This is a genomic window from Mycobacterium heckeshornense (genome assembly GCF_016592155.1).
GTDB classification, from domain to species: Bacteria; Actinomycetota; Actinomycetes; order Mycobacteriales; family Mycobacteriaceae; genus Mycobacterium; species Mycobacterium heckeshornense.
In genome coordinates, this window is sequence record NZ_AP024237.1 from 2,632,094 (window position 1) to 2,646,105 (window position 14,012).

The following is a 14,012-nucleotide window of genomic DNA, read 5'->3' on the forward strand; positions in this document are numbered from 1 at the left end:
GAGACCTTCACCGGCCTGCGACCGCGGGGCTCCGACGGGATGGGCGAGACGTTTCTGGTGCAACATTCCCGACTCGCGCGCAGGGATGCGCAGGCGACATCCATCCGGGATGCCGCACGCGGAGGTCGTCGGGACCATCTTCGCGGTCGCCGACGCCCTCGATTACGCTCATTCGCGGGCTTGCTGCATCGTGACGTTAAGCCCGCGAATGCCCTGCTGGGTGACCCGGCCCGCGGCGGCCGCACATCCTACTGGCCGACTTCCTCATCGCTTGCCAACTCGGCGACATCGGCGACCTGACTGCCATCACCATGGTGGTCGGGACAACCGGCTGCGCCGCGCCCGAACAACTGAAGTGGCGCCGACCTTAAACTACAAACCGATCAATACGCGTTGGGTTGCACCGCGTTTCAACATTTGACTGGTGTTGCGCCGTTACGGCCCGCAAATTGAAGCCATACGCGCCAACGGATTAACAGATGCCGATGCACTGCCGGCGATCGTCACCGGCGAAGGGCACTTTCGTTCCGAGTGCCGGCAGCGCTGAGCAATCGGACGGTGATCGACGTGGAAGAGGCCGGCACAGCCCGCATCGAGCCCAGGGTTCAGCGCGCCGACTTGGCCCGAGCCGCGGTGGCCGCGACCTAGTCGTACGCCGATGACCGTCATCAGGATCACCAGCGTCGGGCTTGCCGAATCTGTCGTGACGCCCAAGCGGTGCAACCAAATCCACTGCAGCAGGCCCTTGCGGCCCCGGCGCGTCACACCAACAGCCGGCTCAAGCGCACCCACTCCGAAGCTTCGCGATGTTTAGGGAGCTCCCGCTATATTGATGCGCATGTGGACGGTACCGCTTGACGCCGAAGACGAGCTTTCCGCGCTAGCTGGCGAACCGCATACCAGCCGCGAAGCCATTCAGATCAGCCGCCACGGGCCGGGTCGTCGTTATGTTCGCCGATGATCTCGATCCCTCGGCACGGGTCTGCGCACAGTGCGGACTCGGTATCGCGGAGGAACTTATGTGAAACCACGCCGGCTACGACGGCCAGCGCCACCAGATTCGCAGATGGTATGGCCTGACGTGATAGGGGGCAATTCGCCATGGTCGGGCAGCTATAACCGAAAACGTAGGTGCCCCGGATCGACTGTCGTACGAAATCGTCGCTGCAGTGGTTGAAACCGCTAACTGCACAGGCCTCGGCTTAGCGTTCGACGAACTCGATGCCAAGATCGACGCGGGCATGAAGGCCTATGCGATTCCGGGTGTCGCAGTTGCTGTCTGGGCCGGTGGCCAAGAGTACGTCAAGGGCTACGGGGTCACCAATGTCGACCATCCGTTGCCCGTCGACGGCGACACCGTCTTCCGGATCGGCTCCACTACGAAGACTTTCACCGGCACCGTGATGATGCGGCTGGTAGAGCAGGGCAAGGTCGACCTGGATTCACCTGTGCGCCGCTACATCCCCGACTTCGCCGTGGCCGACGAGTCAGTCAGCGCCACGGTGACCGTGCGCCAACTGCTTAACCACACCGGAGGCTGGGCTGGTCGCAATGGGCAGGACTTCGGGCCCGGCGATGACGCGGTGACGCGCTACGTCAACTCGATGACACGTTTACCGCAGCTGACTCCGCCGGGGACCACCTTCACGTATAACAATTCGGGTCTTGTGGTGGCGGGCCGCATCATCGAGCTTGTCACCCGAACAACCTATGAGTCTGCGGTGCAGAGGATGCTGCTTGACCCGCTGCAGCTGGCTCACACCCGCTACTTTACCGACCAAATAATCGGTTTGAATGTGGCGGCATCGCACAGCGTGGTGAACGGCAGACCCATTGTTAATACCGGCTTTTGGGCATTCCCGCGCAGCTGCAACCCCACCGGTGGCTTGATGTCCACAGCGCGGGACCAGCTGCGCTACGCACGGTTCCACCTCGGCGACGGCAGGGCACGTAACGGCGAGCAGGTTCTGAGCCGACAATCGCTGGAGGCAATGCGCTCGAACCCGGGCCCGGGCGGCACACTTTGGGTCGAGCTGACCGGGATGGGCGTGACCTGGATGCTGCGGCCCTCCGCGGAGAATGTGACCATCGTTGAGCACGGCGGTACCTGGAAGGGGCAGCGCTCCGGTTTCTTCATGGTGCCCGATCGCAACTTCGCCATGACCGTGCTCACCAACTCTGATGGCGGATTTCATCTGATCAACGACCTTTTCGCCTGCGACTGGGCATTGCACAGATTCGCCGGGATCACCAACCTGCCCGCGACACCGCTACACCTTGCCGCCGCCGACCTTGCGCCCTATGAGGGCCGCTATGTCGCCGACCAAATCTCGCAAAATGGCAGGCTCGAACAAACGGTCATCGACTTGCGGGCCTGGGACGGCCAGCTCGCGGGAACCATGACTGCTGGCGACGCCACACCGGATGGTCGAAATAGCGTCAAACTGGGTCTCGCCTTCTACCGGCCGGACTATGGGCTCGACCTTGGACCCGACAACAAGCCCACTGGCAGTCGATCCAACTTCGTTCGCGGACCGGACGGCAACATCGCCTGGTTCTGCAGCCAGCACGGGCGCCTGTTCCGACGTCAATAGGACGCCACAGATCAATTCAGCAGCGTAGGCAGCTTGGCGAAGTCGGCGTTCTCTGCCGCCAGTGCCACGCAGAACGCGGCGAGCCGATTAGCCGGTCATAGGTCGGAGCACCGGCACGGTCACCGGGCCATCGTTACGGCTAAGGTGGGCTATGGCCCGCACCGATGACGACAACTGGGATCTGGCGTCCGGTGTCGGGCTGACCGCGACCATTGTCGCGGCCGGGCGCGCGGTGGCCTCCAAGGATCCGCGCGGTTTGATCAACGATCCGTTCGCCGAACCTCTGGTCCGTGCCGTGGGCGTGGATTTCTTTACCAAGTTGATGGACGGCGAACTCGACATGTCAGCGATCGCGAAGGTCTCACCGAGAGTGGCACGGGCGATGGTCGACGGCAACGCGGTCCGCACGAAGTACTTTGACGACTACGTCCTCCATGCCACCAACGACGGAATCCGGCAAGTGGCGATCCTCGCGTCCGGGTTGGATGCCCGGGCCTACCGTCTGCCGTGGCCGACCGGAACAGTGGTGTACGAGATCGACCAACCCCGCGTGCTGGAGTTCAAGACGACGACCTTGGCCGACCTGGGCGCCGAACCCTCCGCCACTCGGCGCACGGTGCCTATCGACTTGCGCGCCGATTGGCTGACGGCATTGCAAGCCGCCGGACTCGACTCTGCAGCACCGACGGCGTGGCTGGCCGAGGGGTTACTGATTTATCTCAAGCCGGAGGACCAGGACCGGCTGTTCGACAACATCACCGCACTCAGCGCGCCCGGGAGCATGGTAGCCACCGAATTCGTCACCGGCATAGTGGATTTCGACGCCGAGCGAGCGCGGACGATATCCAACCCATTCCGCGACCATGGTGTGGATGTCGACTTGGCTGCGTTGGTCTACACCGGCCAACGCAACCACGTACTCGACTACCTCGGCGCCAAGGGCTGGCAGCTCGAAGGCGTGCCGCTAGCAGAACTGTTCAAGCGCAGCGGCCTCGATGTGCCCGCTCCGGACGACGACGACACCATTTTCATTCGCGGCGCCCTGACCGGCCAGCCGCGGTGATCGGTCGCGCGGTGGACTGCGTGGCAATCGTATCGACGCGGCGCCATGACACACTGCGCTCCGCGACGGCCGCCGAGACAGTTGTGCGGTCGCTCATCGGGTGCCGCAATACATTCGCACCGCACTGCGCTTCGTCGAGGACCGCGGGCCGCGAGCGTGTCAAATCCTAACCGAAGTTAATTTACGGATTGACCCAGATCGGGGACACCTAACTGGTTGCGCGACCAGGGAAGCACGGGCACGTCCAGGGCCGAAATCACCCGGCAGGAGCCGCGTTGCGATCGCGCGCAGCCCCTGTGCGCAACCGTGACTGGCCGGGTTGTCAGCACGCAGTGCCCGTCATCACCGGCGCCCGACTGTTCGCACGGCCAGCCGACGGTTCGTCGTCGACACCACGGTCCAGCACAACTCATCCGCTTACCCGCACTGCACCGGTGCGGCGCCCCTGACAATCGCTCCGGTCGAATATCAGCGGCGCGTCAACGACAGGCAGCGCCGCATCCCTATCGCCGTCGGCTGATCAGGCTGAGTAGTTTCGTTCAATATGCCCTTTGTACGTGCTTCTTTGACGATAATTGTGCTTGACATCTCACGACGAAGGAACTGTCCGTGGCTGTGGACGGGGACGGCGCCTCGCTTGTGCGCAAATTGCGCCGGGCGAACGAATTGGCTGCGGAATGCAAGAACGGCGAAAGCCCGCCCCGAGTTGGGTATGTCGGCGGCCAGGTTGCACAACTGCGCCACGTCGGACTAACTGACAGGTCGTCCCGTGACCACGGTGGCGGGCGGGATGTCGATCGTTGCGCGCACCGAATGCGTTTAGAGGGAGGATCGTGATGCGCAGAGACGGCGACACCTGGGATCTGGCCAGCCATGTCGGCGCGACCGCCACCCTGGTGGCGGCGGGGCGCGCGAGGGCTACCAATTCGGCCGAGCCGTTGATCGAGGACCGGTTCGCCGAGCCGTTGGTCCGCGCGGTGGGTATTGAATTCCTTATCAGATGGGCCACCGGAGAGCTTCACGCGTCCGATGTCGATAATCCGGAAGCGGCCTGGGGTTTACAGCGAATGACCACCGAGTTGGTGGCCCGCACTCGTTATTTTGATCAGTTTTTTGCGGACGCAACAGCCGCCGGGATTCGGCAGGCGGTGATCCTTGCATCCGGGCTCGACGCGCGCGGCTACCGATTGCCGTGGCCGCCGGGCATGACCGTGTATGAGATCGATCAACCGTACGTGCTGCAGTTTAAGGCCGAAACGTTGGCACAGCTGGGTGCCGAGCCGACGGCACATCTGCGGATGGTGCCGGCCGATCTGCGTCACGACTGGCCAGCCGCGCTGCTGCACAGCGGATTCGAGCCGGCGCTACCGACCGCCTGGATCGCCGAAGGGCTGTTTGGCTATCTGCCCCCGGAAGCCCAGGATCGGCTACTGGACAACGTCACCGACCTCAGCGCGCCGGGAAGCCGGATGGCGATGGAGACGTTCGTGGGGTCGTCGGACTTGGATTCCGGCCGGGTGGAAGAGATCATCCGCAGCGCAACTCGCACCTGGCGCGACCACGGATTCGACCTCGATATCTGGTCGCTGAACTATTCCGGGCCCCGCAGCGATGTTTCTGACTACCTCGACAACCACGGGTGGCGATCGAAGGGGATCACGGCAGCGCAGCTATTGGCCAATTACGACCTGCCCGCAATGCCCGGCAATGGCGTCGCACCTCCCGACAAGCCCACCTACTACATTTCGGTTCTCGCGTGATACACGCGACCTAGTGGACACCAGGATGCGGATTCTGGCGATAACACGCGCCCACAATGCCGGGGAAACCTTGGCCGACACCTTGGACTCGCTGGCGACGTTCAGCGACGACATCTACGCGATCGACGACCGCAGCACCGACGACACCGCTGCGATTCTGGCGAACCACCCCGCCGTCACCAATGTTGTTCGCGCCCGGGCAGATCTACCGTCGACACCGTGGCTGATCCCCGAGTCCACCGGACTTGAGCTGCTCTACCGGATGGCCGATTTCTGTCGCCCAGACTGGATCGTGATGGTCGACGCCGACTGGACTTTCCAGATGGACATCAACATCCGTGAGGTGCTTGCGCGCACACCCAACGACGTAGCGGCGCTGATGTGCCCGATGGTTTCCCGCTGGGATGATCCAGAGTACCCGGACATGGTGCCGGTGATGGGCACCGCCGAGGCGCTGCGGGGGCCGTTTTGGCGTTGGTACCCGGGTCTGTACCCGGGCGAGAAGTTAATGCACAATTCACACTGGCCGGCCAACATCACCGATCACGGTCGGATAGGGCAGCTGAACGGAATCCGCTTGACACACAATGGCTGGTCGACGCTGCGCGAACGGATCTCACGAGTCGAGCACTACATGCGGCTCGATCCGGATTTTCGGCACAACTTCGGTGTGGCCTATGATCGGTCTCTGTTGTTCGGCTATGCACTTGACGAAGTTGACCTGCTCAAAGCCGACTACCAGCGGCGGGTGCGCGGCGACTTCGACCGGACCGAGCCGTCGGCACGGCTGCCGATTGAGGCGGAGCCACGCGCGATTGGCCGGGGGTACGGACCCAGCGCGGACGGTTTTCATCCCGGTATCGACTTCGTTGCTGACATCGGCAGCCCAATCTACGCCGTCATATCTGGAACTGTTTGCTGCGCAAGCGAAGTTAACTTCCTGTACTCGGTGAACATCTCGAACGGCGATGCCGAAATCCGTTACGTGTTTCGGCCTGGCGACGCCAGACATATCGCGGTCGGTGATCGAATAACTGCGGGAACCCGGATTGGCAGCCTCGGTGCCGAACGCCAATCAACAGATGGTCACCTGCACTTCGAGACGCGGGTTCGGGGCGCGCACGTCAATCCGCTGCGCTATTTGGGCAACATGGGGCTGCGACCCTGGCCACCGCCGGGGCGGTTGCGCGCGGTATCGGGCAGCTATCCGCCCGTCACACCATGCACCATCACTGCCGACGAGTAATCTCGGGCGACCTCAGCGCCGCGCGCTGGGCTGTTCGTTCGTAAGCCTCGACCCGTTCCAGCAGACTGCGGCCGGCCCGGATCGTTGAACGGACCTCCTGTAACAGTTTGGCGGGATGCTGCACATCCATGTCGTGCAGTCCTTCGTAGCGGTGGATGCCGAAGCCCACCGTTTCGATAACAATTCCGAACGGCAGGGTCAGAGTTCGCAACGCGTCAAAGTTCTGATAGGGGACGAACGGCTGACCGGTCACCAATAGACAACTCGATTGCTGCATATCCAGGGTCCGCGCGGTAAAGGTGAAGGTATCCGCGGAGGTGGCGCGGCGGTTTTTGGGGTCCGGCGACGGTGCCTCGAGCAGTGCGATCGGCAGCCCGAGGTCATTGCTTTCTTCGTCGAAGCACCAGACCATGTGGCCCCGATGCGGCTCGTCAACCCGCTGCCGCCCATGTCGTACGGCTTCGCGGGTATCCACCCCGAACGCGTCGGCCGCTGCGGCCGCCAGCAGATCGAATTCGGTGCGCGCGCCCGGCGCGCAGGACGCGATCGCGTCCTCTTCCGACGGCAATAGGTGCCGAGAAGCGGCGGCCAGCACGATCTGGCCGACGCGAATCTGCGCAGCCAGTTCCCGCGCCCACCGTGCCCGAAGCATGTTCGAGTAACGTCCGGTGCCGATCACCAGGAGGTAGTCGAACGCTGTTTCGGTCGGCGTTGTTTCATCTGTCAGGCCCAGCTGTTGCGCCAGCGTCGCGATCGTCTCCAGTTGGCCATCCGGCAGGTCGAGACGGGGGATCATCCACCGTGCCCCGCCGTCAGCGTCTTGGCTCTGCACCCCCTTCCCGGCCGGACGTGCCCTGGTTCGGCCCCGGTAGTCCCATACCCCGCTGAACTCATCCAGGAAGGCCAACCGGGCGGCCAGATTGTCGTGCCGCGGGAAAACTCCGCCGAACATCGCAACTAACTCCGCCAGCGCCTCATGCGCACTCCACGCGTCGATCTCGGCGCGCAGCGATGTCAAAAACTCGCCATCGAAATCGCCGCGACGCATCGACATCTCAGCAGAACTATTCATCCCAGTTCCTTGCTCCGTGACGATGCCGCAGCACCCAACCGCATGGAGAATGCAACCGTTTCACCACCTAACTGCGATGAGCTGCGCTAAGACACCATTTCTGAGACCCGTAATCGCGTGGCTCACCGGGCAGACAGCACGCCGTTAAACCCGTCTTGCTCGTAGGCATATTGCGGCTGATCCTTCGCCCATTGGATATAGCGGTCGATGCCCTCCCAGATACCAACTTCGGGCCTGAATCCGATGCTCCTAGCGAGGTCGATGTTGGCCGGGAAACGAGCGACTTCGCCGGGGCGTGCTTCACGATGTGTGATTTTGGCGTCGAACTTTCTGGCGATGTACTCGACGATGTCCTTGACCCGGGTGTTTTTGCCGCTCGCGAAATTGATCGTCTGTCCACGAAGTGCCGGGCTTTGCAACACGAGGTTATATGCACGGACGATATCGCTCACGTACAGATAGTCGCGGGTTGCCGAGCCGTCGCCGAAGATCGTGAGGTTTTCGCCGTTGATGGCCTGACGGACAAGTCGTGGAATCAGCGCGCCGAACCGCCCAGTCTTCTGGCGCACCCCGAATACGTTGAATGGCCGAACGATCGTGACGTCAAGGCCGTAGGACCGGTAGTAGGAGTAGCACAACCGATCGGCCGCTGCCTTGGAAGCACCGTAAGGGCTGTTCGGTTTCAGCTCTGCGCTCTCGTCAAGAAGCTCGCCCTCTCGCAGATTGTGTCCGTCGCCATATACTTCGCAGCTTGACACGTAGATCAGGCGGTTCTTGTAGCGCCGTACCGCCTCGAGCACACGGTAGGTACCGATGACGTTGGTTTCGAGAAAGCTCTCTGGATCACCGAGAGACTGGTCGACGTTGATATTGGCGGCCAGATGAAAAACGACGTGGTGCTCGCGCACCGCGCGATGGACCGTTTCTCTATCGGTCACCGAACCCCAGATAAAGGCCGCTCGCTCGTGCGAACGAAAGTCATTCGTGTTTCGGGTGGCACTCTTTGATAGCGTATTCAGGACAGTGACCCAATGCCCGTCGGCCAGTAGCGACTCGCAAAGATGACTTCCCTGGAAGCCTGCGCCACCCGTGACAAGTATTTCCATCTGGTTGGTCTCTCGCCTGCTATCTGAGGTGTGAGCTTAATCGATAATCGCCGGCTTAGTCAGCGATCCGACTTGATTGCAGACGCCTTTGTATTCGGGCAGAGAGCTGGGTGGTTTTTCTGCTGGGTTAGCGGACGGCGCGGTAGATCTCCCGGCGATATAACGCTCGACGCAGGGCACGGTCTCCGTTTTGCTTGTGCCTTCCGCTAAGCCGAAGTTCCCCCCTTCTGAGAGGGGGCTGATTTCCTTTCTGCTTTGTGAGCAGGTGTTTCAGTGTTCATGTGCCGGCAAGGCGTAATCATGTATTCGCAAGACTTGTTCGGCGTGTCATTTTCTAAATTCGCTACTCTCGTACTGCTGTTGTGCTAGAAAGTAATCATGTACGTGACGCGGGTGCCCAACCGTGGATCACCGCCGGCGGTGCTGTTGCGCGAAAGTTACCGCGAGAACGGCAAGGTGAAAACCCGCACGCTGGCCAACCTGTCGCGCTGGCCCGAGCACAAGGTGGACAAACTGCAGCGCGCGCTCAAGGGCCTGCCGGGGACGGGCGATCTGGCCGGGGCGTTTGACATCACCCGCAGCCTGCCGCACGGGCATGTGGCCGCGGTGTTGGGCACCGCCGCCAAGCTGGGCATGGCCGAGCTGATCGACCCCGCCCCGTCGCGTAACCGGGACTTGGTGTGCGCCATGCTGGCCGCGTCGGTGATCGAGCCGGGCTCCAAGCTGGCGATGGCGCGCGGGCTGCGCATCGAGACCGCCACCAGCACCCTGGGTGCGGTGCTGGGCGTGGCGGGTGCCGATGAGGATGACCTGTATGACGCGATGGACTGGGTGGTCGAGCGCCAGGATGCCATCGAAAACTCGTTGGCCGCACGGCATCTGGCCAACGGAACCCTGGTGCTCTATGACGTGTCCTCGGCGGCGTTCGAGGGCCACACCTGCCCGTTAGGGAAAATCGGGCATGCCCGCGACGGGGTCAAAGGCCGGTTGCAGATCGTCTACGGGCTGCTGTGCTCACCAGCCGGGGTGCCGATCGCCATTGAGGTGTTCGACGGCAACACCGCCGACCCGAAAACCCTGGGCGCCCAGATCACCAAGCTCAAGACCCGGTTCGGGCTGACCACCATCGCCCTGGTGGGGGATCGGGGCATGCTCACCAGCGCGCGCATCCGCGACGAGCTGCACCCGGCGCAGTTGGATTGGATCAGCGCGCTGCGCGCCCCGCAGATCAAGGCATTGGTCGACGACGGGGCGCTGCAGCTGTCGCTGTTCGACGAGCAGAACCTGTTCGAGATCACCCACCCCGACTACCCCGGCGAGCGGCTGGTGTGCTGCCACAACCCCGCCCTGGCTGATGAGCGTGCCCGCAAACGCGGCGAGCTGCTGGCGGCCACCGAACACGAACTACAGACCATCGCCGAGGCCACCCGCCGCGCCAAACGACCACTACGCGGGCGGGACAAGATCGCGCTGCGGGTGGGCAAGGTGCGCAACAAGTTCAAGATGGCCAAGCATTTTGACCTGCAAATCACCGACGAAGCGTTCAGTTTCTCCCGCAACCAGGACGCCATCGCCGCCGAGGCCGCCCTCGACGGCATCTACGTGCTTCGCACCAGCCTGCCCGACCAGACACTGCAGCGCGACGAGGTCGTGCTGCGCTACAAGGACCTCGCCGACGTCGAACGGTTCTTCCGCACCCTCAACACCGAACTGGACGTGCGACCCATCCGGCACCGCCTCGCCGATCGGGTGCGCGCGCACATGCTCCTACGGATGCTGTCCTACTACATCAGCTGGCACATGAAACAAGCCCTCGCACCAATCCTTTTCCAGGACAACGACAAACCCGCCGCCGCCGCCGCCAAACGTGCCGACCCCGTCGCTCCCGCCCAACGCTCCGATCAAGCGCTGGCCAAGGCAGCGCGCAAACGCACCGAAAACGACTACCCGGTGCACAGCTTCACCAGCCTGCTCGCCGACCTGGCCACCATCTGCGCCAACCACATCCAGCCCACCGACGACCTGCCGGCATTCACCAAGATCACCAACCCCACCCCACTACAGCGGCGAGCCTTCGAACTACTCGGCGTCTCACACCGCCACGGACTCGCGTAGTCAGCACACCAACACAAAACCCCAGCTCAACCCACTAAACCGCTCCACACCAGGGGGAACTTCGGGCTAAGGGGGCGGGCGAAGTAGTCTCGAGTGGTCCATGGCAGCGCATGGCGTACGCCCAAGAATGCGTGCAGAGCTCGACCCCGCATACACCGCGCAGCTCGAATACGGCGAGTGGAGCTCTAGGCGGGCGGCTTCGGTGTCAACCTCGCGGCAACGCCCAGCCGGACACCTGTTCACGAGGCTCCGCCGCAGCCGACACCACGGCGCCTGCACGCCCCACGCTGGGACAGGCGACACGCAACAGCCGCACCATTTCGGGGCTGCCGCCGTAGTCACTCAACAGGACCCAGCAGCACGTCGGCGTCGAAACAGCTGTGGTCGCCGGTGTGACAGGCACCACCGACTTGGTCGACCACCACCAGCACTGCGTCACCGTCGCAATCCAGCCGCACCGAATGCACGTGTTGGGTATGCCCAGAGGTTGCGCCCTTGACCCACTGCTGGCGGCGTGACCGCGAAAAGTAGGTCGCCTCACGGGTTTCCAGGGTGCGGGCCAGGGCGTCGTCGTCCATCCACGCCACCATCAGCACATCGCCGCTGCTGCGCTCCTGCACGACGGCGGTAAACAGTCCATCGGCGTTGCGCTTGAGCCGCGCGGCGATACCGGGATCGAGCGTCATCGCACCGTGATTCCCTCCGCAGCCATGGCCGCCTTCACCTGACCGATCGACAGCTGCCGGAAGTGAAACACGCTGGCGGCCAACACCGCATCGGCGCCCGCGAACACCGCGGGCGCGAAGTGCTCCACCGCCCCAGCGCCGCCGCTGGCGATCACCGGCACGGTGACCGCGGCCCGCACCGCGCGCAGCATCGGCAGGTCGAAGCCGGCTTGGGTACCGTCGGCGTCCATCGAATTCAGCAGTATCTCGCCCACCCCGAGCTCGGCGCCGCGGGCTGCCCATTCGACGGCATCGATGCCGGTGCCCCGCCGACCACCGTGCGTGGTGACCTCCCAGCCAGACGGCGTCGGCGGCGAGCCGGGCGGCACCGTGCGCGCGTCCACCGACAACACGATGCACTGCGAACCGAACGCACGCGCCATCTCGCCCAGCAACTCCGGGCGCGCGATCGCGGCGGTGTTGACCGACACCTTGTCGGCGCCGGCGCGCAGCAGCGCGTCGACATCGGCCACCGACCGCACGCCGCCGCCGACGGTGAGCGGGATGAATACCTGCTCGGCGGTGCGCCGTACCACCTCGAGCATGGTGGCCCGCCCCGACGACGACGCGGTGACGTCAAGAAAGGTCAGCTCGTCGGCACCCTCGGCGTCGTAGACCGCGGCGAGTTCAACCGGGTCGCCTGCGTCGCGCAGGTTTTCGAAGTTGACGCCCTTGACCACCCGGCCGTCGTCGACATCCAGGCACGGGATCACCCGCACCGCAAGGCCGTCACCGCAATACATGTCAGTAGTCCTCCGGACCGCCGGTGCGCCGCAAAATTGCGAGCATCTCGGCGTGCACACCGGGTGCGGCGGCCAGCGCCGACCGGGCTTCCGGTGTCCACGGGTCGCCGGCGAGGTTGGTGACGATGCCGCCGGCTGCCCGCACCAGGGCCACCCCGGCCGCATGGTCCCAGACATGGTCGCCGAAACTGATCGCCCCACCGAGAATTCCGTCGGCGACGTAGGCGAGGTCGATGCCAGTGGCGCCGTGCATCCGCAGCCGCGACGACACCCGGCTGAGATTTTCCAGCACCGCCAGCCGAAACCGCCCCGGGAAGCGTCCCCGCGAGTCGGCGTTGAACGTGCCGACACCGACGATCGAATGAGCGAGGTCGGTGTGCTCCAGCGGCGGCTGCGGCACGCCATTCTTGACCAAGGGACCACCGACCACCGCGGTGTAGCGCTGCCCGGTGAACGGCAACCAGGTCAGACCGGCCACCGGATCGCCGTTGTGCAAGAGCCCCAACAACATCGCCGACATCGGCGAGCCGGCGGCATAGTTGAACGTCCCGTCGACCGGGTCGAGCACCCACACCCAGGATGAGTCGACGCCCGCGCCGCCGAATTCCTCGCCGTGGACGTCGATTCCGGTCGCCTGGACCAGCGCGTCGACGACCCGGCGTTCGATTTCCAGGTCGACTTTGGTGGCGAAGTCGTTGCCCCTTTTGCTGACCGCCGAGTGGGCGCGATGTCCGGCGACAAACTGCTCGCTGACCTCGTCCAGAATCGCCGACGCTTCGGCCACCAGTGCGTCTAGATCCATCGTCATTCCCGCACCGCCGCCAGCGCCTGGGGCAAGCTGAATCGCCCAGCGTAGAGTGCTTTTCCAACGATGACGCCCTCGACCCCGCTGCCGGCCAGGGTGGCGATGGCGCGCAGGTCGTCCAGGCTGGACACCCCGCCGGATGCGATCACCGGGGCGTCGGTACGTTCCGCGACCGCGCGAAGCAAATCCAGATTGGGGCCGGTGAGCGTGCCGTCCTTGCTGACGTCGGTGACCACAAAACGTGAACAGCCCTGGACAACAAGGCGTTCCAGCACGTCCCAGAGGTCGCCGCCGTCGGTTTCCCAGCCGCGCCCGCGCAGCCGATGCTGACCGTCGACAATTCGGACATCCAGGCCGACGGCCACCCGTTCGCCATGCTCGGCGATCACCTGAGCGCACCATCGCGGGTTTTCCAATGCGGCGGTGCCCAGGTTGACCCGGGCGCACCCGGTGGCCAGCGCCGCGGCCAGCGACTCGTCGTCGCGGATGCCGCCCGAGAGCTCAACTCGAACGTCGAGTTTGCCCACGACTTCGGCCAGCAGTTCGCGGTTGGACCCACGGCCGAACGCGGCATCGATATCGACCAGATGAATCCACTCGGCGCCGTCACGCTGCCAGGCCAGCGCCGCGTCGAGCGCCGAGCCGTACTCGGTTTCGCTGCCGGCGCGACCTTGCACCAAGCGCACCGCGCGCCCGTCGACCACGTCGACGGCCGGTAGCACAACTAACGGCATCGGTAGCCCTCTCCTAGCACCAAAGTGCAACTAGCCACACCTTTTCTCG

11 protein-coding genes are annotated in these 14,012 nt (G+C 64.0%); 5 read left to right on the top strand and 6 right to left on the bottom strand.

Going from position 1 to position 14,012, the window contains the following annotated elements; all coding sequences use genetic code 11:
• Positions 1-1,094 precede the first annotated feature (1,094 nt).
• The 4 genes from MHEC_RS12555 to MHEC_RS12570 all read left to right on the top strand — a co-directional run bounded on the left by MHEC_RS12555 (position 1,095) and on the right by MHEC_RS12570 (position 6,663).
• Positions 1,095-2,594, top strand: coding sequence for a serine hydrolase domain-containing protein (locus MHEC_RS12555; RefSeq protein ID WP_048893670.1), 1,500 nt, complete (start codon positions 1,095-1,097; stop codon positions 2,592-2,594).
• Between the two features lie 151 nt (positions 2,595-2,745).
• On the top strand, positions 2,746-3,657 hold the full coding sequence (locus tag MHEC_RS12560) for a class I SAM-dependent methyltransferase (RefSeq protein ID WP_048893669.1): 912 nt from the start codon (positions 2,746-2,748) through the stop codon (positions 3,655-3,657).
• An 833-nt stretch (positions 3,658-4,490) separates the two neighbouring features.
• Positions 4,491-5,417 carry a class I SAM-dependent methyltransferase gene (locus MHEC_RS12565; protein ID WP_048893668.1) on the top strand — a complete coding sequence of 309 codons (927 nt, stop codon included), beginning with the start codon at positions 4,491-4,493 and terminating at the stop codon, positions 5,415-5,417.
• A 25-nt stretch (positions 5,418-5,442) separates the two neighbouring features.
• Positions 5,443-6,663 carry a peptidoglycan DD-metalloendopeptidase family protein gene (locus MHEC_RS12570; RefSeq protein ID WP_048893667.1) on the top strand — a complete coding sequence of 407 codons (1,221 nt, stop codon included), beginning with the start codon at positions 5,443-5,445 and terminating at the stop codon, positions 6,661-6,663.
• On the opposite strand, the gene MHEC_RS12575 is transcribed toward MHEC_RS12570, so the two are convergent.
• Both MHEC_RS12575 and MHEC_RS12580 read right to left on the bottom strand, forming a co-directional pair.
• The gene (locus MHEC_RS12575) at positions 6,647-7,717 is read right to left on the bottom strand and encodes a hypothetical protein (protein ID WP_048893666.1); all 1,071 of its coding nucleotides are present in this window, start codon (positions 7,715-7,717) and stop codon (positions 6,647-6,649) included. The genes MHEC_RS12570 and MHEC_RS12575 overlap by 17 nt on opposite strands.
• A gap of 140 nt (positions 7,718-7,857) precedes the next feature.
• Positions 7,858-8,841, bottom strand: a complete 984-nt coding sequence (locus MHEC_RS12580) for an NAD-dependent epimerase/dehydratase family protein (protein WP_048893665.1) — start codon at positions 8,839-8,841, stop codon at positions 7,858-7,860.
• 378 nt (positions 8,842-9,219) lie between these two features.
• Between MHEC_RS12580 and MHEC_RS12585 the strand changes: the two genes are divergently transcribed.
• Positions 9,220-10,956, top strand: a complete 1,737-nt coding sequence (locus tag MHEC_RS12585; RefSeq protein ID WP_099869058.1) for an IS1634 family transposase — start codon at positions 9,220-9,222, stop codon at positions 10,954-10,956.
• Between the two features lie 338 nt (positions 10,957-11,294).
• Here the strand turns inward: MHEC_RS12585 and hisI are convergent, their stop codons facing one another.
• From hisI to priA, 4 genes are read right to left on the bottom strand one after another with little or no spacing between them, the layout of a single operon-like run.
• The gene (gene hisI, locus MHEC_RS12590) at positions 11,295-11,642 is read right to left on the bottom strand and encodes a phosphoribosyl-AMP cyclohydrolase (RefSeq protein WP_048893411.1); all 348 of its coding nucleotides are present in this window, start codon (positions 11,640-11,642) and stop codon (positions 11,295-11,297) included.
• Positions 11,639-12,424 (bottom strand): imidazole glycerol phosphate synthase subunit HisF, encoded by a 786-nt coding sequence (hisF, locus tag MHEC_RS12595; RefSeq protein WP_048893410.1) that lies wholly within the window; start codon positions 12,422-12,424, stop codon positions 11,639-11,641. Before hisF ends, hisI begins: the two co-directional genes overlap by 4 nt.
• Before the next feature lies 1 nt (position 12,425).
• On the bottom strand, positions 12,426-13,226 hold the full coding sequence (locus tag MHEC_RS12600) for an inositol monophosphatase family protein (protein WP_048893409.1): 801 nt from the start codon (positions 13,224-13,226) through the stop codon (positions 12,426-12,428).
• A 2-nt stretch (positions 13,227-13,228) separates the two neighbouring features.
• Positions 13,229-13,963 carry a bifunctional 1-(5-phosphoribosyl)-5-((5-phosphoribosylamino)methylideneamino)imidazole-4-carboxamide isomerase/phosphoribosylanthranilate isomerase PriA gene (priA, locus tag MHEC_RS12605; RefSeq protein WP_048893408.1) on the bottom strand — a complete coding sequence of 245 codons (735 nt, stop codon included), beginning with the start codon at positions 13,961-13,963 and terminating at the stop codon, positions 13,229-13,231.
• Positions 13,964-14,012 lie beyond the last annotated feature (49 nt).

Bases quoted from the DNA above. Each gene is read 5' to 3' on its own strand.
- MHEC_RS12560 (WP_048893669.1), top strand. From the start codon at position 2,746: ATGGCCCGCACCGATGACGACAACTGGGATCTGGCGTCCGGTGTCGGG.
- MHEC_RS12570 (WP_048893667.1), top strand. From the start codon at position 5,443: ATGCGGATTCTGGCGATAACACGCGCCCACAATGCCGGGGAAACCTTG.
- MHEC_RS12575 (WP_048893666.1), bottom strand. From the start codon at position 7,717: ATGTCGATGCGTCGCGGCGATTTCGATGGCGAGTTTTTGACATCGCTG.
- MHEC_RS12580 (WP_048893665.1), bottom strand. From the start codon at position 8,841: ATGGAAATACTTGTCACGGGTGGCGCAGGCTTCCAGGGAAGTCATCTT.
- MHEC_RS12585 (WP_099869058.1), top strand. From the start codon at position 9,220: ATGTACGTGACGCGGGTGCCCAACCGTGGATCACCGCCGGCGGTGCTG.
- hisI (WP_048893411.1), bottom strand. From the start codon at position 11,642: ATGACGCTCGATCCCGGTATCGCCGCGCGGCTCAAGCGCAACGCCGAT.
- hisF (WP_048893410.1), bottom strand. From the start codon at position 12,424: ATGTATTGCGGTGACGGCCTTGCGGTGCGGGTGATCCCGTGCCTGGAT.
- MHEC_RS12600 (WP_048893409.1), bottom strand. From the start codon at position 13,226: ATGGATCTAGACGCACTGGTGGCCGAAGCGTCGGCGATTCTGGACGAG.
- priA (WP_048893408.1), bottom strand. From the start codon at position 13,963: ATGCCGTTAGTTGTGCTACCGGCCGTCGACGTGGTCGACGGGCGCGCG.